22 protein-coding genes are annotated in these 23129 nt (G+C 71.6%); 10 read left to right on the top strand and 12 right to left on the bottom strand.

Annotation, left to right across the window (positions count from 1 at the left end):
• Positions 1-56 precede the first annotated feature (56 nt).
• Complete coding sequence (htpG, locus tag ABZU74_RS10020) at positions 57-1985, bottom strand: molecular chaperone HtpG (RefSeq protein WP_355420663.1); 1929 nt, start codon at positions 1983-1985, stop codon at positions 57-59.
• Between the two features lie 150 nt (positions 1986-2135).
• Between htpG and ABZU74_RS10015 the strand changes: the two genes are divergently transcribed.
• Positions 2136-2834 carry an SDR family oxidoreductase gene (locus ABZU74_RS10015; protein WP_355420660.1) on the top strand — a complete coding sequence of 233 codons (699 nt, stop codon included), beginning with the start codon at positions 2136-2138 and terminating at the stop codon, positions 2832-2834.
• A 60-nt stretch (positions 2835-2894) separates the two neighbouring features.
• Here ABZU74_RS10015 and ABZU74_RS10010 read toward each other — a convergent pair whose 3' ends face one another.
• On the bottom strand, positions 2895-4349 hold the full coding sequence (locus ABZU74_RS10010; protein WP_355420657.1) for a M28 family peptidase: 1455 nt from the start codon (positions 4347-4349) through the stop codon (positions 2895-2897).
• Positions 4350-4552: 203 nt separating this feature from the next.
• On the opposite strand from ABZU74_RS10010, the gene ABZU74_RS10005 reads away from it, so the two are divergent.
• The gene (locus tag ABZU74_RS10005; protein ID WP_355420654.1) at positions 4553-7330 is read left to right on the top strand and encodes an ATP-binding protein; all 2778 of its coding nucleotides are present in this window, start codon (positions 4553-4555) and stop codon (positions 7328-7330) included.
• A gap of 14 nt (positions 7331-7344) precedes the next feature.
• Here the strand turns inward: ABZU74_RS10005 and ABZU74_RS10000 are convergent, their stop codons facing one another.
• Together ABZU74_RS10000 and ABZU74_RS09995 are read right to left on the bottom strand one after the other, a co-directional pair.
• Positions 7345-8109 carry a hypothetical protein gene (locus ABZU74_RS10000; protein WP_355420651.1) on the bottom strand — a complete coding sequence of 255 codons (765 nt, stop codon included), beginning with the start codon at positions 8107-8109 and terminating at the stop codon, positions 7345-7347.
• Positions 8106-8606, bottom strand: coding sequence for a SigE family RNA polymerase sigma factor (locus tag ABZU74_RS09995; protein ID WP_355420648.1), 501 nt, complete (start codon positions 8604-8606; stop codon positions 8106-8108). Before ABZU74_RS09995 ends, ABZU74_RS10000 begins: the two co-directional genes overlap by 4 nt.
• A 137-nt stretch (positions 8607-8743) precedes the next feature.
• Here ABZU74_RS09995 and ABZU74_RS09990 point away from each other — a divergent pair, with 137 nt between their 5' ends.
• On the top strand, positions 8744-9574 hold the full coding sequence (locus ABZU74_RS09990) for a DUF3152 domain-containing protein (protein ID WP_355420645.1): 831 nt from the start codon (positions 8744-8746) through the stop codon (positions 9572-9574).
• An 18-nt stretch (positions 9575-9592) separates the two neighbouring features.
• Here ABZU74_RS09990 and ABZU74_RS09985 read toward each other — a convergent pair whose 3' ends face one another.
• The gene (locus ABZU74_RS09985) at positions 9593-10240 is read right to left on the bottom strand and encodes a hypothetical protein (RefSeq protein ID WP_355420642.1); all 648 of its coding nucleotides are present in this window, start codon (positions 10238-10240) and stop codon (positions 9593-9595) included.
• A 126-nt stretch (positions 10241-10366) separates the two neighbouring features.
• Positions 10367-11548 carry a snapalysin family zinc-dependent metalloprotease gene (locus ABZU74_RS09980; protein WP_355420640.1) on the bottom strand — a complete coding sequence of 394 codons (1182 nt, stop codon included), beginning with the start codon at positions 11546-11548 and terminating at the stop codon, positions 10367-10369.
• 239 nt (positions 11549-11787) lie between these two features.
• On the opposite strand from ABZU74_RS09980, the gene ABZU74_RS09975 reads away from it, so the two are divergent.
• On the top strand, positions 11788-12351 hold the full coding sequence (locus ABZU74_RS09975; protein ID WP_355420637.1) for a hypothetical protein: 564 nt from the start codon (positions 11788-11790) through the stop codon (positions 12349-12351).
• A gap of 60 nt (positions 12352-12411) precedes the next feature.
• Here the strand turns inward: ABZU74_RS09975 and ABZU74_RS09970 are convergent, their stop codons facing one another.
• Entirely contained in the window at positions 12412-13389 is a 978-nt protein-coding gene (locus ABZU74_RS09970; protein WP_355420634.1) for a GlxA family transcriptional regulator, read from the bottom strand.
• A gap of 149 nt (positions 13390-13538) precedes the next feature.
• Here ABZU74_RS09970 and ABZU74_RS09965 point away from each other — a divergent pair, with 149 nt between their 5' ends.
• Positions 13539-14186: an HD domain-containing protein gene (locus ABZU74_RS09965; protein WP_355420632.1), complete on the top strand. Its 648-nt coding sequence runs from the start codon at positions 13539-13541 to the stop codon at positions 14184-14186.
• 10 nt (positions 14187-14196) lie between these two features.
• On the top strand, positions 14197-15120 hold the full coding sequence (locus ABZU74_RS09960) for an NADP-dependent oxidoreductase (protein WP_355420628.1): 924 nt from the start codon (positions 14197-14199) through the stop codon (positions 15118-15120).
• A gap of 38 nt (positions 15121-15158) precedes the next feature.
• Here ABZU74_RS09960 and ABZU74_RS09955 read toward each other — a convergent pair whose 3' ends face one another.
• From ABZU74_RS09955 to ABZU74_RS09935, 5 genes are all read right to left on the bottom strand, one after another.
• Positions 15159-15737 carry a dihydrofolate reductase family protein gene (locus ABZU74_RS09955; RefSeq protein ID WP_355420625.1) on the bottom strand — a complete coding sequence of 193 codons (579 nt, stop codon included), beginning with the start codon at positions 15735-15737 and terminating at the stop codon, positions 15159-15161.
• Positions 15734-16933: an RNA polymerase sigma factor gene (locus tag ABZU74_RS09950; protein WP_355420622.1), complete on the bottom strand. Its 1200-nt coding sequence runs from the start codon at positions 16931-16933 to the stop codon at positions 15734-15736. The genes ABZU74_RS09955 and ABZU74_RS09950 overlap by 4 nt, the downstream gene beginning before the upstream one ends.
• A gap of 19 nt (positions 16934-16952) precedes the next feature.
• A complete protein-coding gene (locus ABZU74_RS09945) occupies positions 16953-17306 on the bottom strand; it encodes a YciI family protein (protein ID WP_355420619.1) in 354 nt (117 codons plus the stop codon).
• Between the two features lie 399 nt (positions 17307-17705).
• Positions 17706-18533, bottom strand: a complete 828-nt coding sequence (locus ABZU74_RS09940; protein ID WP_355420616.1) for a peptidoglycan-binding domain-containing protein — start codon at positions 18531-18533, stop codon at positions 17706-17708.
• A gap of 222 nt (positions 18534-18755) precedes the next feature.
• Positions 18756-19112 carry an L-rhamnose mutarotase gene (locus ABZU74_RS09935; protein WP_355420613.1) on the bottom strand — a complete coding sequence of 119 codons (357 nt, stop codon included), beginning with the start codon at positions 19110-19112 and terminating at the stop codon, positions 18756-18758.
• Between the two features lie 166 nt (positions 19113-19278).
• Between ABZU74_RS09935 and ABZU74_RS09930 the strand changes: the two genes are divergently transcribed.
• The 4 genes from ABZU74_RS09930 to ABZU74_RS09915 all read left to right on the top strand — a co-directional run bounded on the left by ABZU74_RS09930 (position 19279) and on the right by ABZU74_RS09915 (position 23099).
• Complete coding sequence (locus tag ABZU74_RS09930) at positions 19279-19959, top strand: response regulator transcription factor (protein WP_355420610.1); 681 nt, start codon at positions 19279-19281, stop codon at positions 19957-19959.
• 14 nt (positions 19960-19973) lie between these two features.
• Positions 19974-21443, top strand: coding sequence for a HAMP domain-containing sensor histidine kinase (locus ABZU74_RS09925; protein ID WP_355420607.1), 1470 nt, complete (start codon positions 19974-19976; stop codon positions 21441-21443).
• Positions 21440-22333 (top strand): Gmad2 immunoglobulin-like domain-containing protein, encoded by an 894-nt coding sequence (locus ABZU74_RS09920; protein ID WP_355420604.1) that lies wholly within the window; start codon positions 21440-21442, stop codon positions 22331-22333. The genes ABZU74_RS09925 and ABZU74_RS09920 overlap by 4 nt, the downstream gene beginning before the upstream one ends.
• A 136-nt stretch (positions 22334-22469) precedes the next feature.
• Entirely contained in the window at positions 22470-23099 is a 630-nt protein-coding gene (locus tag ABZU74_RS09915) for a TetR/AcrR family transcriptional regulator (protein WP_355420601.1), read from the top strand.
• Positions 23100-23129: the final 30 nt, after the last annotated feature.

Raw genomic sequence — 23129 nt, 5'->3', positions numbered from 1 at the left:
CGTGACCGGCCGGCGGGGCCCGCTGCCCGGGCGGCCCGCCGGCCGAGGTACGCCGGTTACAGGGTGCGGGCCAGCCGGTCGGCGAGCGTCCGGGTGAAGCGGGCCGGGTCGGTCAGCTCACCGCCCTCGGCGAGCACCGCCAGGCCGTAGAGCAGCTCGGCGGTCTCGGTCAGGGCGGTGGGGTCGCTGCCCTGCTCGTGGGCCTTGCGCAGCCCGGACACCAGCGGGTGACCGGGGTTGATCTCCAGGATCCGCTTGGTCCTGGGAATCTCGTGCCCCATCGCCCGGTACATCTTCTCCAGGGTCGGGGTGAGGTCGTTGGCGTCGCCGACGACGCAGGCCGGTGAGGTGGTCAGCCGCGACGACAGGCGGACCTCCCGGACGCTGTCCGTGAGGGTGGTCCCCAGCCAGTCGAGCAGCCCGGCGAACTCCTGTCGCTGCTGCTCGCGCTCGGCCTCGGCCTGCTGCTTTTCCTCGTCGGTGTCCAGGTCGATCTCGCCCTTGGCGATCGAGCGCAGCGGCCGACCGTCGTACGTGCCGACCCGCTCGACCCACACCTCGTCGACCTGGTCGGTGAGGAGCAGCACCTCGTGCCCCTTGGCCCGGAACGCCTCCAGGTGCGGAGAGTTCTCGATGGCCGCGCGGGACTCGCCGGTGGCGTACCAGATGTCGCTCTGGCCGTCCTTCATCCGCGACACGTAGCCGGCCAGGTCGGTGGGCTCGGCCGGGTCGTTGGTGGAGGCCACCGACAGGAGGTCCAGCAGGGTGTCCCGGTTGTCGGTGTCGTCGATCAGCCCTTCCTTGACCACCGCGCCGAACTCGGTCCAGAAGGTGCGGTAGCGCTCGGCGTGGTTGGCCTTGAGGTCCTTGACCGTGGCGAGGATCTTCTTGACCAGGCGGCGGCGGACGATCTGGATCTGCCGGTCCTGCTGGAGGATCTCCCGGGAGATGTTCAGCGACAGGTCGTGCGCGTCGACCACGCCCTTGACGAAGCGCAGGTAGGTGGGGACCAGCGCCTCGCAGTCGTCCATGATGAAGACGCGCTTGACGTAGAGCTGGACGCCTCGGCGGCCCTGCGGGGAGAACAGGTCCAGGGGGGCGTGGCTGGGCAGGAAGAGCAGGGCCTCGTACTCGAAGGTGCCCTCGCCCTTCATGTGCACGACCTCGAGCGGGTCGGCCCAGTCGTGGCTGACGTGCTTGTAGAACTCGTTGTACTCGGCGGCGTCGACCTCGTCGCGGGGCCGCGCCCAGAGCGCCTTCATCGAGTTGAGGGTCTGCACCTCGCGGGTGGCGGCCTCGCCGTCGGCGCCGGGGCGCTCGACTGTCATGCGGATCGGCCAGGCGATGAAGTCGGAGTAGCGCTTGACGATGTCGCGGACGGTCCACTCGGCGGTGTAGTCGTGCAGGTTGTCCTCGGTGTCGGCCGGCTTGAGGTGCAGGGTCACGGTGGTGCCCTGCGGCGCCTCGTCGACCGCCTCGATCGAGTACGTGCCCTCGCCGGTGGACTCCCAGCGGGTGCCGCCGGTCTCGCCGGCCTTGCGGGTCAGCAGGGTGACCCGGTCGGCGACCATGAACGCGGCGTAGAAGCCGACGCCGAACTGGCCGATGAGGTCCTGCTTGGCGTGGGCGTCGGCGGATTCGCGCAGTTGGCGCAGCAGCTCGGCGGTGCCCGACTTGGCGATCGTGCCGATCAGTTGGACGACCTCGTCGCGGGTCATCCCGATGCCGTTGTCCCGCACGGTGAGGGTGCGGGCGTCGCTGTCGATCTCCAGGGCGACGTGCAGGTCGTCGGTGTCGGCGACGAGGTCCTTGTCGACGAGGGTGGCCAGCCGGAGCTTGTCCAGTGCGTCGGACGCGTTCGAGATGAGTTCCCGCAGGAAGACGTCCTTGTTCGAATAGATCGAGTGGACCACCAACTGGAGGAGCTGACGCGCCTCGGCCTGGAATTCCAACGTTTCGGCCTGGTTGCTCACACCGTCTCCCATCTCGGCTCGTGCGGAGGTTCGCGGAAAGGATACGAGTCGTCACCGGTCGGGCTGTGGGCGCGTCCGGGTCGTATTCCCGATTCGGTTGGCCAACTCCGGTGAGATAGCTGACTTTGTCTAACAGAAGTCAGGCTGGGTAGCGTCACGGCCATGAAGATTGCTGGAAGCACCGCCCTCGTCACCGGCGCCAACCGTGGCTTCGGCCGAAACCTGGCCGCCGAACTCCTCGCCCGGGGTGCCACCGTCTACGCCGGCGCCCGCAACCCGGACAGCGTCGACCTGCCCGGTGTGACGCCGGTACGGCTGGACCTCACCGACCCCACCTCGGTGGCCGCCGCCGCGGAGCTGGCCGGCGACGTGAACCTGCTGGTCAACAACGCCGGCATCGACTCCCGAGCGGATCTCCTCGACGGCGACCTGGACCTCCTCCGGCTGGAGCTGGAGACCCACTACATCGGCACGCTGTCGGTGATCCGGGCGTTCGCGCCGGTCATCGCCGGCAACGGCGGCGGGACGATCCTCAACGTGCTCTCCGTGCTGTCCTGGTTCGGCTCCCCGATCCACGGGGCCTACGGCGCCGCCAAGGCCGCCGAGTGGTCGATGACAAACGTGCTGCGCGTGCAGCTCGCCGACCGGGGCGTCCGGGTCGCCGGCCTGCACGTCGGCTACCTGGACACCGACATGGCCGCCGACATCACCGGCCCGAAGTCCGACCCGGCGGCGATCGCCAGGATCGCTGTCGACGGCGTCGAGGCCGACGCGTACGAGATCGTCGCCGACGACCTCAGTCGGCGGGTACAGGCCGGGCTGGCCGGCGGCGTCGCCGCGCTCTACCCACAGCTCCCCTGACCCACGTCGCGACGGGCCGCCACCGGGAAGAACCGGTGGCGGCCCTTTTCGGGTACGCGGTCAGCTCGCCTGCAACGTCACGTCGTCGACCACGAAGCTGGTCTGCAACGACGAGTCCTCGGTGCCGGTGAACCGCAGCGTCACCGTCTGCCCGGCGAACCCGCCGACGTTGAAGCTGCGCTGCACGTAGCCGGTCGCGGCGTTGAGATTCGAGTACGTCGCCAGCGTGGTCGAGCCCAGCTGCACGGTGAGCCGGTCGTACGCCGTGGAGCCGGTGGTCTCGGCGGTGTCGATGTGCAGCCAGAACGCCAGCGTGTAGGTGGCGCAGCCGGCCGGCAGGGTCACCGACTGATACAGGCTCTCGGTGCGGGTGCTGCCGGTGCCGTTGAGCCACGCCTTGTACGACCCGGTCCGGGCCGGCTGGCCGCTGGCGTTGGTGATCACGCCGGAGGACGCGGTCCACGGGGTGCTGCCGCTCTCGAAGCCACCGTTCCCGACCAGCTGACCGCCGGTGCAGGTCGGAGTCCCGCCGCTTACGGCGAGCTGCCACAGCGCGTACGCGACACCGTCGGCCGCCCGGTTCAGCACTGTGGCGCTGACATTGGCGGTGGTGTCACAGGACCGGTGGTAGCACGGGTCGTACGCGGCGTTGGCGGTGCCGCCCCACTTGGCCGCCTGGGAGCTGGTCTTGCGGGCGCTGGCCCCGGCGGCGTAGCCCGAGGTGGGGATGCCGGCCTGCTGGAAGTAGTAGTCGTCGGAGCGGCCCTGGCCCTCGACGTTCTCCTCCGGTTGCAGGCCCAGCGAGTCCCAGTACGCCTTCAGCGGCGCCGCGGTGGTCGAGCTGACCCGGTTGATGAAGTAGCCGCCGTTCGTCGAGCCGACCATGTCGAAGTTGTAGTAACCCTTGATGTAGCCGCGCTGGGTGGCGTTGAGCGAGTTGACGTAGAACCGGGAGCCGTTGAGCCCCTGCTCCTCGTCGGTCCACCAGGCGAACCGCACCCGCTTGGTCATGGTCGGGTTCTGGGCGGCCAGGACCAGCGCGTTCTCCAGCAGGGTCGATGAGCCGGTGGCGTTGTCGTTGATGCCCGGACCAGCCGAGACGCCGTCCAGGTGCGCGCCGAACATGACCACCTGGTCGGCGGGGCCGCCGGGCCACTCGGCGATCAGGTTGTTCGAGGGGTACGTGCAGCTGGAGCAGTACTGCTCGCTGACGGTGTAGCCGGCCGCCTGGAGCCTGGTCTTGACGTAGTTGAGCGACGCGGTGTAGCCGGCCGAGCCGGCCCGTCGGTTGCCACCGTTGCTGGTGGCGATGGTGTTGAACTGGGTCAGGTGCGCCTGGACGTTGGTGACGGAGATGTCCGGTGCGGCCAACGCGGCGGCGGCTGCGGCGATCGGCCGGGTCACCGCCGTCGTCGCTGTCGAAGGTGACGCGGTCGCCGGCTGGGTGGCCAGCGTCACCGTCATCCCGGCGAACACGGCGAGCGCGATTCCCGCGCTCAGCGTTCTGCCTCTCATGGGGGCTCCTCGGGGTTGGAGAGATACCCGAGACACTTACAGATATCTATTTCCGGAGCATCGGTCGTTCGTCCCGAACCGCCGCCGATTCGACAGTGGGTACCGGCGTCGGCACAGGTGAGTAGAGGTGTCAGGATGGGTAGGTAACGCGGCAGGGGTCGTCGGGGTCCGGAACGGGGGCTTGCAATGGGGTCGGATCGAGCGTGACACGACCCAGCAGCGACCTGTTCCTCGGCGGCGGCGACACCGGTCGGTTGATGGCACAGCTGGACTGGGCCCGCACCCCCCTCGGCCCGGTCAGCGGATGGCCGCAGAGCCTGCGGGCCGCCGTTCAGATGGTGCTCTCCTCGCGGTACCCCATGCTGCTGCTCTGGGGCGAGAACTACTCCCAGCTCTACAACGACGCGTACTCGGCGCTGATCGGCGACAAGCACCCCGCCGCGCTCGGCAACGACGTACGGGTGACCCTGGCCGAGGGTTGGGACGTGCTCGCCCCGCTGATCGAGGAGGCCATGGCGACCGGCGTGGCCAGCTGGGTTCCCGCGCTGCAACTGCTGCTGGAGCGGGCCGGCTACCGCGAGGAGGCGTACTTCAGCGTCTCGCACGCGCCGGCCCGCGACGACGACGGCCACACCGTCGGCGTGTTGACCGTGTGCAGCGAGGTCACCCAGCAGGTGGTCGGCGAACGCCGGCTCCGTCTCCTGCGCGACCTGTCAGTGCTCGGCGACGGGCGCACCGTCGACGTGGACGCCACCGGGGCTCGGCTGATCGACGTGATCGCCGGTCACCCCCTGGACGTGCCGTTCGCCGCCATCTACCTGCGCGACGGCACGGCACTGCGACTGGTCGCCTGCACCGGCGGCGACCAGGGGCACGAAGGGGCCCTGCCGGACGCCGTCGAGCTGACCGACCCGGGCCCGCCCGCGTACGCCTGGGGGCTGGCGGACGCCGCCGAGGGCCGGGCGACCCAGGTCACCGACGTCGCCGACCGGCTGCCGCTGCCCGCCGGCCCGTGGGACGACCCGGTCCACACCGCGCTGGCGCTGCCGCTGCCGTCCGGCGACGAGGATCAGCCGCTCGGCGTCCTGGTGGCGGGGGTCAGCCCCAGCCGAGGGCTCGACGAGGCGTACCGCTCCTTCCACCAGCTCCTCGCCCAGCAGATCTCGGTGGCGTTGCGCAACGCCCAGGAGTACGAGGAGGAGCGACGCCGGGTCGAGGCGATGGCCGAACTGGACCGGGTCAAGACCGACTTCTTCGCCAACGTCAGCCACGAGTTCCGCACCCCGTTGACCCTGATCCTCGGCCCGCTGTCCGACGCCCTCACCGACGCCACCGCCCCGCTGGCGGCCGTGCAGCGGGAGCGGGTGGAGACCGGCTGGCGTAACGCCACCCGACTGTTGACGCTTGTCAACAGCCTGCTCACCTTCTCCAGCCTGGAGGCCGGGCGCGCGCGCAGCGACGCCCGGGTGGTCGACCTGGCCGCGCTGACCGCCGAGCTCGCCGGGGTGTTCCGGGCCGCCGTCGAGCGGGCCGGGCTGACGCTCGAGGTGAGCTGTCCACCGCTGCCACGGCCGGTCGCGGTCGACCCGGTCAACTGGGAACGCATCGTCACGAACCTGCTCTCCAACGCGCTGAAATACACGTTCATCGGCCGCATCAGGGTCACCCTCGACACCGACGACGAGGAGGTGCGCCTCACCGTCGCGGACACCGGCATCGGCATCGCGGAACGGGACCTGCCGAAGCTCTTCGAACGCTTCCACCGGGTGCGGGGCGCCCGCTCGCGCAGTCACGAGGGCACCGGCATCGGCCTGGCCCTGGTGCACGAGTTGGCCCGGCTGGAAGGCGGCGACGTGCGAGTGACAAGCCAGGTGGGCGTCGGCAGCAGGTTCACCGTGACGCTGCCCTGGTCGGCGGCGCACCGCCCCGCGATCACCGGGCCGGCGGTGGACGGGCGGGGTGACGCGGCCCGCGCCGCCGTCGAGGAGGCGATGGGCTGGCTCACCGAGCCGGGCGACACCGTGACCGAGCCCGGTCCCGCGTCCGGTCCGGCCACGGACGAGCTGGCCGGGGCCCGGATCCTGCTCGCCGACGACAACGCCGACATGCGGGCGTACCTCACCCGGCTGCTCACCGGGCAGGGCTGGCGGGTGCGCGCCGTCACCGACGGCCGGCAGGCCCTCGACGAGATCCACCGCGACCCGCCCGACCTGCTCCTGACCGACGTGATGATGCCGGGGCTGGACGGCTTCGACCTGGTGCGCCGGCTGCGCGCGGACCCGACGACCCGGGTGCTGCCGGTGCTGGTGCTCTCCGCCCGGGCCGGCGGGGAGGCCAGCGTGGAGGGCCTGAGCCTGGGTGCCGACGACTACCTGGTGAAGCCGTTCGCCGCGGCCGAGTTGATCGCCCGGATCCGGGCCAGCATCCGCCGAGCCCGCGACCGTACCCCCGCGGCGGTTATCGGCGGCGACCCGGCGACGGTAGCGGCCGGGGCACCGTCGACCCGACCCACCCCGGTCGGCCCCGTTCCGCCGACCCCGGTGGTCGAACCCGTCAGCGACGCGTCAGTGGTAGTGGAGGGGCCGGCCGACCCGGACGGGCTGGGCGACCTCCTGGACGTCGGATGGACGTACCCGTCCGCACCCACCTCGGCCGCGGCGATGCGTCGGGACGTCCGGGGCACGCTGGGCGAACTGGATGTCGACCCGGACGTGCTGGAAGATCTCCTGCTCGCCGCCTCCGAGGCCGTGAACAACGCCGTCGAGCACGCGCAGCGGCCCAGCCGTCCGGAGGTGCGGGTGCGCGTCCAGGTGGGTGGCGGCCTGATCCGGATCTCGGTACGGGACTTCGGCACCTGGCGGGACCGCCGGCCGGCGATGGACCGGGGACGCGGCGCGCTGCTGATGAACGCCTACGGCGACGTGCGGCTGGTGTCGACCGCCGAGGGGACGACGGTGACCATCGAGCGTCGACTGGCCTGAGCGCCGGCAGCGCGTCAGAGTCGGTGGCCGCTGCCGTCCAGGGCGATGATGCCGTCCAGCCGCTCCCCCGGAGTGAGCTGCGCCGGGTCGAACCAGAAGATCACCACCTGCGGGTCGGCACTCCACCGCGCCACTCTGGCGTCGACCTGCCGACCGTCGACGGTGCCGACGATCCGCTTGGCGGGGCCGACGAAGTAGCCGAAGGTGGGCACCGACGCGGCAGCAACTGACTCCTCGTCGTAGCCGATCTGGTGGAATCCGGCGCTGCGGTCGCTGCCTTCCACGTCGTTGACCAGGATGTCCGTGGTCACCGAGCCGTCCGGGGCCTGACGACCGGCGGCCAGCCCGATGGACACCTTGGGCGCACCGGGCACGGACACCCTGACGAAGTAGTAGATCCGCCGGTCGATGCCGTGTCGCACCCCGCTGTCCACAAACTGGCCCAGCGGCTTCGGCGGCGGCTCGTCGCGGCCCATCGTCGGCGGCGGCGTGAGGCCCAGCGACTGCTCCGCCGTCGGCGAGACACCGACCGACGGCGGAGCGACCGCGACCGGTGGTGGGTGGCCGGTCGGCGCCGGACCGCCCGGCCCGAACGCGCTGACCGCCACCACGACGGCCACGGCGGCCAGCCCGGTCGCGAGCGTCGCCGCCCCGGCTCCGGCGATGCGCCGACGGGTACGCAACCGGCGTCCCTCGCGCATCACGGTGGCCAGATCGAGCACGGCGTCGGGCCGCTCGGTCGCTCGCATGGCGTCGCGGAGCCGGTCCAGCTCGCTCATCGGCGCGCCTCCTCATCGGCCATCCGGGGCGTGGCGCTGCGCAGCTTCTCCAGAGCTCGGGAGCTGGTGCTCTTGACAGTGCCGACGGAGACGGAGAGTTCCCGGGCCACCTGCGCCTCCGGCAGGTCGAAGTAGTAGCGCAGGACGACGATGGCGCGCTCCCGGGGGCTGAGCGCACCGAGGATGGTGATCAACCAGCGCCGGGTGGCCACGTCGTCGGCCACGTCGCCACGCCGCTGCTCCGGCACCTCGTCGGTCGGGTACTCCCGCATCGGCCGTCGCCACCCGTCGACCAGGTGGTTGACAAGCGTGCGGCGGGCGTACCCGTAGGCGTCGTCGTCGTGGATCCGCGACCATGACGCGTAGGTCCGGACCAGGGCGGTCTGCGCAGCGTCCTCGGCCTGGTGGTGGTCGCCGGTCATCAGGTACGCGGCGTGCATCAGTCGCGCGGACGCCGCCCGCGCGAACTCGACGAAATCCGCGTCACCCCGCGCCACCGCGAACCCTCCCCGTGCCACAGAGCCAGAGACGGGTGAGGAGGGCAAAAGGTTGAGCCCGGGTCACATCAACTTTTCGCCACGGTCACCCGTCTTCTCCCCCGCGCCGCCGCCGGGCGACGCGCGAGGGGAGAGACATGTCGACGAAGGCTACCCGCCGCTGGGGTCCGGCCTCGATGGCGTCGCTGCTGGTGGTGGCGGTGCTCACCGGATGCGGCCTGCCGGCCGCCGGGCAACCTGCCACCGACCCGGTCGCCGCCGGACCGCTGCCCGGCGCGGCGGCGACACCGGCCGGTCAGCCGACCGCGACCACCGAGGTCCGAACCAGCACCCCGCCCGTCATCCCGGTCAGCTACCCCGCCACCGGCGGTAACCGCTGGTCGGTGGCGCCCGGCGAGACCACGCCCGGACGCGCGACGGCCGGCCGGCTGCTGCGCTACCGGGTCGCCGTGGAGCGCGACATCCGGGGCCTGCCGGCGGCCGACATCGCCACGGCGATCACCACGACGCTCAACGACCCACGCGGGTGGACGGCGGGTGGGGCGTGGCGGCTGCGCCGGGTCGGTGCCGGCGAGCCGACCGACTTCACCATCTACCTGGCGACCCCCGGCACCCGCGACACCCTCTGCCAGGACGTGCCGGACGCCTACACCTCGTGCCGCAACGGTGGCCGGGTGGTGCTCAACGTGGCGCGGTGGGTCAAGGGGGTGCCGGGTTACGGGGCGAGCCTGGGCACCTACCGGCAGTACATGGTCAACCACGAGGTGGGGCACAAGCTCGGGTACGGCCACGAGCGGTGCCCCGGGCGGGGTCGGCCGGCCCCGGTGATGCAGCAGCAGACGCTGGGCCTGCACGGCTGCACCGCGAGCGCCTGGCCGTACCCGAAGGGCACGGCCCGCTACAGCGGGCCGGTCGGGGCGTACGACGACGAGATCCCCCGGCGTGAGGGCGCCTATTCGGCAGGCTGAGACCGACGGCGGGTGCCCTCAGGTTCGCCGGCGGCGCTCCTGTTCGAGTCGTTCATCCTGCCGGCCCATCTCGTAGATGGCGTTGAGGCTGGTCGGCAACCGGCTGACGTTCTCCGGCACCGGGCCGGGTTCCGGTGCCGGGTCGGGACCCGGCACCGGGCCGGGGTCGGGTGTGGCGGTGGGGACCGGGGCCCGGCGGCGCAGGAACAGCAGTGCCAGCACCGCGAGGAGCGCCACGACCAGCAGGTACGACGTGGGTGGCCAGGCGTTCCGGCTGGGGTTGGCGAGGGCCGGCGCGGCGGTCGGTGCGGGGGTGTCGCCGTCGCGCCAGGGCACGGCGACCTCGCGGGTGCCGGAGTCCTCGTCGGCGGTGCGGCGATCAGGGACGGCGGGCGCGGGGCCCCCGCCCGTCGAACCGGTAGGTACCGGACTCGCGATGGACTCCACCGGGCTGGGTTGACCGGCGACCGGTGGCCGACTCGGCGTGGGCGCCCCGGTGGGGGTGACGCTCGGCGTCGGAGCGGCAGTCGGCGTGCCGCCGCCGAGCAGGTCGTCGACGATCTGGCCGACGCCGCCGATGATGTCGCCGAGCGGATTCGAGGTGGTCGACGGGGACGGCGCCGGCGCGAGGGCGAGGGTCAGCGCGAGGACGACGACGGTAGGCATGACGCCACCTCCGGTGTGCCGAATGTGCCACGCACCGTATCGCATCGTGAGATGGCGTGGGTGGCACCGGCACACCGGGGCGGGGGCGCGTCCTGCGCTCGCCCCCGCCCGCAGTGTCCCTGATGGTCAGACGGGGAGGCCGCCGACCTGAGTGGAGATCCACGACCGGATCGACGGCAGGTCGACGTAGATGGACGGGCCGGTGGCGCAGGTGGAGTTGTTGTTGCCGGCGCGACTCGTCGCACCGATCAGGGTCCACACTCCGTTGACCCGGCGCACCTGCGGCCCGCCCGAGTCGCCGTAGCAGGCGCCCGAGTTGCCGTTGGTGTTGTTGGTGCAGATCTCGTACGTGCCGTTGATGCCGGAGCACCGGCTGTCGGCCACGATGGACGTGTCGAGTTCGTTGGCCACCGCCGGAGCGGACCCGCAGCCCCGCGGGGCGCAGGTCTGGCCCCAGCCGATGATCCGGGTGGCGGTGCCGACCGCGCCGGAGGTGCTGGGGATCGGGGCCGGCGCGTACGTGACCGAGCTGGCCAGCTGCAGCAGCTTGACGTCGACGCTCGGGTGGTTGACCGCACGGGTCACCTGCACCACGGTCCCGCCGCTGGTGCGGTTGATGCTGCCAACCCGCACCGAGGACGGGGTCGAACAGTGCTTGGCGGTGACCGCCCAGTTGCCCTTGATCAGCGTGCCGGTGCAGCCGGAGACGTACACCATGAAGGGGTAGTTCTCGGTGGCTGGCCGGCCGCCGACCACCGTCGGGCCGATGTCCGAGGCGTCGTTCCAGGTGTACGTCGCACTGGCCGGCGCGGCCAGGGTGCCGGCGAACAGCGAGTTCACGCGGCTCGCCTCGGCGGCGCTGGGGTTCGCGTTGCGGCAGGAGACCGGTGCGCTGCTGCCGGACATCAGGTCGGTGCAGAGGCCGGTGCGCCGGTCCGGCAGGCCCAGGATGTGGCCGAGTTCGTGGGCGGCGATGCGGTTGCGGTCGTAGCCCTGGTTGACGGCCGTGCGGCCCATCCAGATCCGGCCGGAGCCGAGGCCGGTCGGCTGCGCGCGGGGCCAGCCGTCGTCGACGTAGATGGTGATGCTGGCCGGGGTGCCGGCCAGGAGTCGGACGGTGCTGACCCGGCTGTTCCAGATCTGCGCCGCCTGGTCGAAGTTGGTGCGGAATTCGCCGGTCCGGCTCGCGTCGTAGTAGACGGTCCGGACGGCGGCGGCCGGCGTACCGGTGGTGAGTTGGATCCCGGCCGCCGCCAGGATCGCCACCAGCATGGCCAGGGCCGCACGTCTCAGTTGTCCTCGGAACATCGGGCACTCCCCTGCGGTCGTCTGCGGCCACCGGCCGCGAATCATCGATGCATGTAGATATTAATGTGACGGCGATCGATGTTCGGCATAGCGGAAGCGTCATACCGGCGACGTGGCGTCTGTTACCCAGCGGTTACGCCCCGGCGAAGCGCCTGTGCCGGGGCGGGACGACGGTGGTTGCAGAGGGTCACCGGCAGCGCCGCCGTGACGTGACCCCGGTACCGAACGGAGAATCTACAATGAGGATCAGGAGCGCACTGACCGCGTTGGCGGTCGTCCTCGCCGGGCTGGTCGCCAGCGCCGGCAGCAGCACCGCCGCGGGCACCACGACCGGAACGGCGTACTGCGGGATCACCTGGGGCAGCGCGGAAAAGACGGCCGGGGCGCTGAGCGACGCCCCATTGATCGACGTACGGACCGGCCGGCACGACTGCTACGACCGGGTGGTGTTCGAGTTCGCCGGCCCGGTCGACGGTTACGCGATCGGCTACGGCGAGACGTGGACCGAGGGCGAAGGGCTGGCGCTGTCGCCGTACACCGCCGGCGGCGCGCTGCTGCGGGTCTCGCTGCGGGCCCCGGCGTACGACGACGACCACCTGGGCACCGTGCCGTACCCGGTGGGCGAGCACGTGGCGAACCTGCTGCGCTACTCGACGCTGCGTGACGTGGTCTTCGGCGGCAGCTTCGAGGGCTACAGCACCTTCGCCGTCGGCGTACGGGCCCGGTTGCCGTTCCGGGTGCTCGTGCTCGCCGGCCCCGGCACCCACAGCCGGGTGGTGCTCGACGTCGCTCACCAGTGGTGACCGGAGCCAGCCGATCCGCTTGGCCATCCGCCCGGACGAGGCGGGTGGCCAGGCGAGGCACTAACCCGCCTGGGCGCGACGAGCCGTACCGAACCGGCGTTGGTAGGCGGCGGGGCTGATCGACAGCTTCCTGGCGAAGACCCGTCGCATGCTCTCGTAACTGGGGAACCCGGCGAGGGTCGCGGCCTGCGTCGCGGTGTGGCCCTGGTCGAGCAGCGCCCTCGCCAGATCGAAGCGGATGCTCTCCACGTAGCGGGCTGGTGTGCTGGACAACTCGTCGTGGAAGAGTCTCGTGAGCTGTCGGGTGCTCACGTGGAGATGTTTGGCGAGTTCGGGGAGCGAGTGGCCCCCGCGGGGGTTCGCCGTCACCAGGTCGGTGATCGTCCGCAGTGCCGCCGAGCGGGGCGGCGGTCCCTGCAGCGGCGCGGAGAACTGGGACTGGCCGCCCGCACGCTGCATGTACACCACCAGGGCGCGTGCGACGTCGCGCGCCAGGTCGGGCCCGTGGTTCTCTTCGACGAGCGCGAGCGCCAGGTCGATACCGGCCGTCACCCCTGCCGAGGTGTACGTGGTGCCGTCGCGAACGTAGATCGCGTCCGGTTCGACGCGGCACGCCGGACACCGGGCGGCAAGCTCGTGCGCGACCTGCCAGTGCGTCGTCGCACGCTTCCCGTCTAGGACGCCGGCGGCGGCGAGCACGAACGCCCCGGTGCAGATCGAGGCGACCCTTCCGGCCACCGCAGCCGGTCGGCGTACGGCGTCGGCCAGGTCGGCGGGCACCTGGGCGCGCGGATAGTGGTCGGACCCGGCCACCAGGAGCGTGTCGACAGCGGGCTCGGCGGAGACGGCGCCGTCGACCGTCATCCGAATCCCGAGACTCGACGTGACATCCGCACCAGTCGGCGACAGCAGCACGATCCGGTAGTCGGCGCCGAAGCGGTTCGCCTCCTTGAACACCTCCGCCGGACCGGCGACATCCAACAACGTCACCCCGTCGTAGACGAAGATCGCGACGCGATGCGGACTGGTGTTCGGCACCGCTCATTGGTAGCACGCGATCACCGACCGCGAACCGTGTCCGGATATGAGGGATTCCTGGCCGGACGAGGGCGGCGCCGTACGACGATCGGTGGGCAGCATGGAGGCCGTCAGCACGTCCGCACGCATTGCCGGGAAGGTCGCAGGTCATGTCAGAGGTCATCGCGGGACTGGAGATTCCTGAGACGGCGGCGGTCGCCGAAGCAACCAGGCACATCCAGGAGACCACCAGACCGGTCATCTACCACCATTCCCGACGGGTCTTCTTCTTCGGTCTGATCCACGCTCGGAGGCTTGGCGTGAAACCGGACCCGGAGCTGCTCTATCTGGCGGCCATGTTCCACGACACCGGCCTTCTGACCCCGTTCTCCGACGCCGAGCAGCGCTTCGAGATCGATGGCGCCGACCACGCGCGGGCGTTCCTTCTGGACCGGGGCTTCTCGGCCGCCGCAGCCGAGACCGTGTGGACGGCGATCGCGCTGCACACCTCGCCAGGTATTCCCGACCGAATGGGCCCGGAGATCGCGACCACGTACCTCGGTGTCCTGACCGACGTGCTCGGCCTCGGCCTGGACGGGCTGGACGGGCTGGAGCACGATCAACTGGGCGACATCCTCGCCGCCCATCCACGAGGTGACTTCAAGAACGAGTTCCTGCGAGCCCACGTCGACGGGCTGAAGAACCGCCCCGAGACCACGAACGGCACGGTGAACTCCGACATCCTCGAACACTTCATTCCCGACTTCCAGCGCGTGACGACGGTCCAGCGCATCGTCGGTTCGCCCTGGCCGAGTTGATTGGACGCCCATGCGAGCGATCACCGTACGCGACCGTGACGCGGGTGTCGGCGGGCTCACCCTGACCGACATGCCGTACCCCCATGCCGCGGAGAACGACGTCATCGTGCGCGTCCACGCCGCCGGTTTCACCCCTGGCGAACTCGACTGGCCGGCGACGTGGTCGGATCGCGCCGGCCGCGACCGGACACCCAGCATCCCCGGGCACGAGCTGTCCGGAGTCGTGGTCGAACTCGGCTACGGAACCACCGGCCTCACCGTCGGCCAGCGGGTGTTCGGACTGACCGACTGGGCGCGCAACGGTTCCCTGGCCGAATACACAGCGGTGGAGGCTCGCAACCTCGCCCCGCTCGCGGCCGACATCGACCACCCCGTCGCTGCGGCGCTGCCCATTTCCGGCCTGACCGCCTGGCAGGGACTGTTCGACCACGCCCACCTCGGGACCGGCCAGACAGTCCTCATTCACGGCGCCGCAGGCGGCGTCGGCTCGATCGCCGTTCAACTCGCCCGGGAGGTGGGCGCCCACGTGATCGGCACCGGCCGAGCCGACGACCGTGAACTCGCGCTCACCCTCGGCGCGCAGACCTTCGTCGACCTGGACGCCGACGATCTGCACCAGGTCGGCGAGGTGGACGTGGTGCTCGACGTCATCGGCGGCGACATCCTCCAGCGATCGACCGCCCTGGTACGCCCGGGCGGCACCGTCGTCACCGTCGCCGCGCCGCCCACCGCCCAGCCGAAGGACGGGCGCGCCATCTTCTTCGTCGTCGAGCCCGATCGCGCCCGGCTGATCGACCTTGCCCAGCGCCTCCGGTCCGGACGGCTCAAACCCATCGTCGGCGGCGTCCGGCCGCTGCACGAGACGGCCTCGGCGTTCGCCCGTCACCATCGCGCTCCGGGCAAGACGATCATCCAGGTCGCGGACGAACAGTGACGAGGCGGTGGTGCACTCCGGGTTCCGAAGGAATCGGCTCAGGCGTGCAGGGTGGGCCGGTAGACGAGCTCCTGGGTGCGACCGTCGAGGGTCCTGCTCTCGACCAGCTCCAGGTCGAAATCGGCCGCCCCCTGGAAGATCGGCTCCGTTCCGGTCTTTCCGGTGATCACCGGAAAGACCGTCACCTGGACGAGGTCGACGAGCCCGGCGGCCATCAGCGCCCGGTTCAACGACAGGCTGCCGTGCGATCGCAGGGGCACCTCGGACTCCTCCTTGAGCCGGGCGACGACGTCCACCGCGTCACCGCGCACGACGGTCGCGTCCGGCCAATCGAGGGGGCCGTCAAGCGTGTTCGACACCACGGTCGCCGGGAGGCTCCTCATCCGGGTCACCCAGGCGTCGCGCACCTCGGACTCCTCGGTACTCGCGGCCAGCATCTGCGCGAACACCCGGTACGTGGTGGCCCCGAAGACCATGCGCTGCTCCGCGCCGTAGAGGGCCAGCCGGTGGGCAAGCAGTTCCGGGCCTTGCTTGCCCCAGTAGCCGCCCCAGTTTCCGCTGGTGGTGCCGAAGCCGTCGAGGCTGGAAAAGACGTCGATGGTGTAGGTAGCGGTCATGATGCTCTCCATTCACGGGTGAGTTCGGTGCGACGGGTCTGCAGGTAGGCCCGCTCGGTCTCGTTGGTGGCCAGTGCCGCGGCCTGGTCGTAGGCGGCTCGGGCCTCGTCGTCCCGTCCGAGTCGGGCCAGCAGTTCGCCTCGGGTGGCGGGCAGCCGGTGGTAACCCGGGAGGTCGACGCCCTCCAGCGCGGCGAGGGCCACCGCCGGCCCGTGCACCTCGGCGACGGCGACCGCGCGGTTGAGCGCCACGACCGGGGTCGGCGCGAGCGCGAGCAGCTGGTCGTACAGTGCCAGGACCTGTGGCCAGTCGGTGGCGGTGCCGTCGGTGTGCACCGCGCTGATCGCCGCCTGGATCTGGTACGGGCCGGGCCGGTTGCGGCGCAGGCAACGCCGGACCAGGTCATGGCCCTCGGCGATGAGCGGCCGGTTCCACAGTGACCGGTCCTGGTCGGCCAGCAGCACCAGTTCGCCGTTCGGGTCGAGCCGGGCCGGGCGGCGCGCCTCGGTCAGCAGCAAGAGGGCGAGCAGGCCCAGGACCTCGGGCTCGTCGGGCATCAACGTGGCGAGTTCGCGGGCGAGCCGGATCGCCTCGGCGCACAGGTCCGTTCTGATCAACGGGCCGGCGGTGGACGCGTAGCCCTCGTTGAACATCAGGTAGAGCACGGTGAGCACCGGCGGCAGCCGGTCCGGCAGCTCATGTTCGGCGGGCACCCGGTACGGGATGGCGGCGTCACGGATCTTCTTCTTGGCGCGCACGATCCGCTGGGCGACGGTCGCCTCCTGGACCAGGTAGGCCCGGGCGATCTCCGGCACGTCGAGGCCGCCGAGCAGGCGCAGTGTGAGGGCCGTCCGCGCCTCCGGAGCGAGCGCCGGGTGGCAACAGGTGAAGATGAGTCGCAGCTGGTCGTCCTGCACCGGTCCCACCTCTCGCGGCTCGTCCTGGTGGTGCAGCAGCAGGGCCTGGGCGTGCCGGGCTTCGCGGGTCGACTCCCGCCGGAGCCGGTCGACGGCCCGGTTGCGGGCGGTGGTCACGATCCAGGCACCCGGGTTCGGCGGCGGCGTCTGCCACTTCTGCAGCGCCGTGGCGAAGGCGTCCTGGACCGCCTCCTCGGCGAGGTTGATGTCACCGAGGAGGCGGGCCAGGGTGGCGACGCAGCGGCCGTACTCCGCGCGGTAGATGCTCGCCAGGTCCATGTCGGGTGACAGCTCCTGGTCAGGCCTGGGACAGGTCGTCGAAGGGGCGCACCTCGACCGGGCCGCAGGCCGCCGCGCACCTCTCGGCCCAGGCCAGCGCCGCGTCCAGGTCCGCGCACTTGATGACCCAGAACCCGGCGATGTGTTCCTTGGTCTCGGCGAACGGCCCGTCGCTCATGGTGGTGGTGCCGTTCTCGGTCCGGACGACGGTGGCGCTGTCCGACGACGTGAGCCCTCCGCCGAAGACCCAGGCGCCCGCGGCCTGCATGTCGTCGTTGATCCGGCCGGTCTCCCTGAACATGGTCTGCACCTCCTCGTCGGACGGCGTCGGTGCGCCCTCGACGAAGTGCACGGACAGCAGGTACTGCTTCATGACGATCCTCCGGTAACTCGATGGTGGGATGGGTGGTGGCCGTCCCGGCGGCGGCGATCGCGGCCGGCACCAGGGAGAGGACCGTCAGCACCACAGTCGTGCGCGGATCAGCGCACCGATAGTCGACGCGGCGGCGTGGGTCGCGTTCGCGGTGGCGGTCATCGTGCCCTCCGGTGGGTGTGCGGCCCGTTGCGATGCCGGGCTCTCACCAGGGCTACGAACTGAACCGGTCCCAATCGACAAGCACGCCCACATTTTTGTCGACGACTTTTGACTTCGGGGTAAGACGAGGCAGTCTCGGGACATAGCGGACGAGCCCGACCACCGACTCTCGCAGCTCAGCCGGCCGGCGGCACCGCACGCCACTCGGCGTGCGGTGCCGCCGGCCGGGTCGACGCCTCAGAGCGTGCGCTGGTACTCCTCCCAGGTCCGCTTCGGGCTGACCGCAGGGCCATCATCGACGCCCCGGTTGGCCAGGCCGTTACGACCGAGGTAATAGTCGCCGGCCTGGTTCTGCGCACCTGTCGACTGGTCGGTGTCGGAGAGCGCGATGGCGTGGATGTGGTAGCCCCAGTCCCCCTGGGCCGGGGTCCGCAACCACGCGGCAAAGCCCACCGTGCGCAGTCGACGCAGCACGTCCGTCCGGACCGCCGAGGTGAGACCGCTGACCGAGAGGTCGAGCGCGCCGCCGCCGTCGTGCGTGCCGGCGGAGGCGCCCACACCACTGCTGTACGAGCCCTGCGTGATGACGAGCTGCCGGCCGAGCAGGCGTTCGGCCTCGAACAGCATGGATCGGGTGCGGGTGTTCACCTGCACGCCGCGCAGGGTCACCACGCTGCCGGGCGAGATCGCCCTGACCACTGTGTACCGTCCCTCGCCGAGCGACAGCAGCGACGACGGGCCGGGAAGGCCTGTCGCGTCGAGACCGCTGTAGCCGAGGGACCGCTGGTACGCGGCGTACGCGGCGATCGTGCTGGTGCCGAAGTGACCGTCGACGTACGCCGACGAGAGCAGCCCTCTCGCCTGGAGCGCGCGCTCCACCAGCAGGACGCTGTCCTTGGCCCCGTCGGTCAGTGCGGTGTCCGGCCGACGCGGGTCGATCTGCGCCGCCTTGATCAGCGCCTCCATGTCCAGCTGCGGCAACGCGGCCGCGGCCGAGCCAGCCAGCGGTACGGCGCCGACCACGGCCGCACCGGCGGCGACGAGCAGGTTCCTTCTCGTGAGCACGCTTCCTCCGTAGGATATTGACCAATCCACATGAGCGGATGAAGCTAGTCTTCAATGCGGGAGCTGAGTTGTCACCCCGCTGGGGCGCACGCAAGTCCACCGGATCGCCTGACGCCGGTCGCAGGAATGGTCGCGGCCGACCGGCACCAACCGTCCGGTGGGCGTCCCATCCGACCCACATCCGTCGCAGGTCGGTGGGCCGCCGTCCTCGCTCCGGGTCATCTAGCTGCCGGAGCCCTGCCGGGTCGGGTCGGGTGCCTGCTCGACCGGCTCGTCGGCCAGGTGCCAGACCTCGCGCATCGGAGCCCACCAGTCCCCCGACCCGGGCTCGGCGACCGACTCCTGACACGGGTCGGTCAGCTTCCACCACTCCTGCGTCTGCGGGTCCGCGGCGATCAGCCGCAGGTCGGCCTCGTAGTCGTCGCCGACGTACTCGTAGTAGCCGAACAGCAGGTTGTCGTGGAGAAAGATGGTGTAGTTGCGGAAGTTCGCCTCGCGCAGCGTCTTCTCGACGCTCGGCCAGACCGCGGCGTGTAACCGCAGGTAGGTCTCTCGCTGCTCGGGGCGGAGTCGGATCACGCAGCCATGACGTTGCAATGTCGTGCCCTTTTCTGTGAGCTGGTTCAGGGGTGCCGAAGGCACCTGACCGTAGCGGTTGGACGGTGCCCGGAGGGGGCCAGCCGGCCGCCGATGTCGACCGTTCTGCCAGGACTACGCACCGTGGCACCGGGTCTACCCTCAGGTGATGGAGGGCCGCGTGCTGGTGGTCGAGGACGACTCCTCGATCCGGGAGGTCACCGCCCTCGGCCTGCGCCGCGCCGGCTTCCGGGTCGACACCGCCGTCGACGGGCGACAGGCCCTGGCCGCGTTCCGCGCTCACCCGGTCGATCTCATCGTGCTCGACATCATGCTGCCGGGCCTGGACGGTCTGGAGGTGTGCCGGCAGATCCGGCGAACCAGCCAGGTGCCGATCCTGATGCTGACCGCGCGCACCGAGACCATCGACGTGGTGGTCGGGCTGGAGTGCGGCGCGGACGACTACCTGCGCAAGCCCTTTGAACTGCCCGAACTGGTGGCCCGGGTCCGCTCGGTGCTGCGCCGGGTGAGCGCTCCGGCCCCGTCGACAGTCCTCCAGGTCGACGGCCTGGAGATCGACCCGGGCGGCTTCGTGGTCCGTCGCCACGGCCGGGAGGTGACCCTGACCTCGACCGAGTTCCGCCTGCTGCTGGAGCTGGCCCGCCGACCCGGTCAGGTGTTCACCCGGCAGCTGCTGCTGGACCTGGTCTGGAACCACGACTTCCTCGGCGACTCCCGACTGGTCGACGTGGCGGTGCAGCGGCTACGCGCCAAGATCGAGGACGACCCGGCGCAGCCACGGCTGATCCGGACCGTGCGCGGCGCCGGCTACAAGCTGTCGACAGGCTGACGGGGGGTGCGGCGATGGCCGGAAGCGCTGTGCTCCCCGGCCGCCTGCGGCGTCGGCTGACGATCGCGTTCGTCCTGGTCGCCGGCGTCTCGGCCGGGTTGCTCGCCGGCGGGACCGGACTGCTGCTGCGGCAGTCCTGGTTGGACGCGTCGCTGCACGAGGCCGCCGCCGACGCCCGCTACCAGCTCGTGCTCGCTGGGCAGTTCCTGCCGTTGACCGAGCAGCGCAGCACCGACCTGCTCACCAGCTTCGAAGCCAGCGGCCGGCACGTGGTGCTCGTCGACGGCCCGGCCCGCGCCTCACACCCCGCGTACGCCCCGGTGCTGGGCACCCGGTTGCGGGCCGACGTCGCGGACGGGCGGCTCGGCTACCAGCGCTCCGCGCCGACGGAGCGGCCTCGGCTGCTGGTGATCGGCGGGCGCATACCCGGCTCGACCGCCGAGCTGTACGTCCTCACCGTCGAGGACGACGTCGCCACCGACCTGGGTCAGCTGCGCACCGCACTGCTGGCCGGTTGGGTGCTCGTGGTGCTGCTCGCCGCCGCGGTGGGTCACGCGCTGGCCCGCCGCACCTTGGAGCCGGTGGGCCGGGCCAGCCGGGCCGCCCGAGCGCTCACCGAGGGCCTGCTCGCCACCCGCCTGCCGGTACACGGGCGCGACGAGTTCAGCGCCTGGGCGGCGACGTTCAACGAGATGGCCGAGGCACTGGAGTCGAAGATCGCGGCGTTGTCGGCCGCGCAGGCCCGTGAGCGGCGGTTCACCGCCGACGTCGCGCACGAGCTGCGTACCCCGGTGACCGCGTTGGTGGCTGCGGCGTCGCTGCTGCGCGAGCACCTCGACCAGTTGCCCGACGACGCCCGGCCGGCCGCCCGGCTGCTGGTCGGCGACGTGGTCCGGCTGCGCCGGCTGGTCGAGGACCTGATGGAGATCTCCCGGCTGGACGCCGGGCGGGAGCAGCTGGCCATCGGGCCGGTCGACGGGTTGGCGCTGCTGCACGGCATCGTCGCGGCGCGCGGTTGGACGCCGCGGGTGCGGGTCACCGGTGAACCGGTCGCGGTGCGCACCGACAGGCGTCGGCTGGAGCGCGTGCTGGCCAACCTGGTCGCCAACGCGGTCGAGCACGGCGGTGGAGAGATCACGGCCAACGTGGCGGGCACGGGCGCCCTGGTCGTCTTCGAGGTCACCGACCAGGGGCCCGGCATCCCGGCCGAGCACCTGTCCCGCGTGTTCGACCGGTTCCACCAGGTCGACCCGTCCCGCTCCGCCCCGGGCAGTGGGCTGGGGCTGGCCATCGCGCGCGAGCACGCCGAACTGCTCGGCGGCGCGCTGGGCGTGCGCAGCGAACCGGGCGAGGGCACCCGGTTCCGGCTGGAGCTGCCCGCCGACGGCCCCGCCGGCCCGCACGGGGACGTGCCGCGGCCGGACGACCGCGTCGACCCGGGACGGGTTGGGCGTGTCGCCGGCCCGGCGGGCGGTGTGGGATGAGCCGCCGCGTCGGGCCGGTCGTAGCGGCGCTGGTCGCGGCCCTCCTGCTCGGCGGCTGCGGCACTCCCCGCTCCGGTGACCTGGGCCCGGCGCCCACCGCGCCGCCGACGAGCGCCGCGCCCACCGACCGTCCGGAACCCAGCCCGACCCGGACGGCGGAGCCGACTCCGCCACCGACGAACCGGTCACCGCGTCCGTCGGCGGCGGTGTCCGCCGGCACCCGCCGGCCCGACCCGGTGACCATCGAGCTGTGGTACGTCCGCGCCGGGCAGCTCGTGCCGACCCGGCGCACCCGGCCGGCCACTGTCGCGACGTCCCGGCTGGCGCTTACCGAACTGGCCGCCGGGCCGAGCCCGGCCGAGGCCGCCACCGGGATGACCACACTGCTTCCGGCCGGCGTCGAGGTCACCCGCATCACCGACGGCGTGGCGACGCTGCGGGTGCCGTCCGTCGGCGACGCGGTCACGCGACGGCTACGCGAGGCGCAGGTGGTGTGGACGCTCACCCAGTTCCCCACCGTGCGGCAGGTCCGCCTCGACGGAGCGGCCCCGGTCGATCGGTCGGACTACGCGGATCTGCTGCCACCGATCGTGGTCACCGGCCCGATCCCCGGCGAGCACGTCTCCGCCCCGCTCGTCGTCACCGGCACCGCCACCGTGTTCGAGGCCACGGTGAGCGTCCGGGTGCTGGACGCCGCCGGCCGGGAGGTGGCCACCGGCTTCGGCACCGCCAGTTGCGGCAGCGGCTGCCGGGGTGGCTACCGGGTGGTGGTCGGCTGGCGCACGGCCCGCGCGCAGCAGGGCACGGTCGAGGTGTACGAGGTTTCCGCCCGGGACGGCGCGCGGATCAACACGATGGCGGTGCCGGTGGTCCTCGCTCCCAGCGATTGATCACCAGTTCACCCGCCGGACCCCGGCCGGAAACGCAATCGTTTCGTCGACTCGATGCGAGGGAACTCACGAAACCCTGCACGATCAGCGAAACGCGAACTAGGGTCAGTACGACATCGTTTCGCGGGGGGTCGGGATGCTGGGTGGTCAGCAGGTGGGCGCGGGCGCCGGGGTGCCGGCCGCCCGGGGTCCGCGCTGCACCGACAGCGACCTGTTCACCGTCGTGATCGACACCCTGCGCGAGGTCGGTTACGACCGGATGACCATCGACGCCGTCGCCGCCCGCGCCCACGTCAGCAAGGCCACCATCTACCGGCGCTGGGACGGCAAGGCGGAGCTGGTCGTCGCCGCCCTCCGTGACCGGCACGTGGGTGTGCACAACCCGCCCGACACCGGTTCCCTGCGCGGGGACCTGATCGAGTTGCTGCGGGCCACGGCCGCGATCTGCACTGCCGACTGCGACCTGATGCAGGCGTTGACCTTCGCCATGCGGACCAACCCCGAGCTGGAACGCCTGGTGCGTCACCAGGTGCTGCCGGCCGAGCGGGTGGCCAGCACCGCCGTCCTGGTCCGGGCCGCCGCCCGCGGGGAGATCCCGCCGGAGGCCGGCGAGCGGGAGTTGTTCCACGATCTGGCCCCCGCGCTCACCATGTCCCGCATCGTCGCGCACGGCCTACCCGCCGATGACGCGTTCCTCACCCAGGTCGTCGACCAGGTGCTGATCCCGGTGCTCCGCTATCAGCACGACCGTCCGTCTCCGGCCTGACTCACCGATATTCGCAACACGGAAGGCTTC

The sequence above is a fragment of the Micromonospora sp. NPDC005171 genome, from assembly GCF_040608575.1.
GTDB lineage: Bacteria > Actinomycetota > Actinomycetes > Mycobacteriales > Micromonosporaceae > Micromonospora.
Note: the sequence above shows the minus strand (reverse complement) of the source record. Positions and strands in the feature narration are given on the sequence as shown.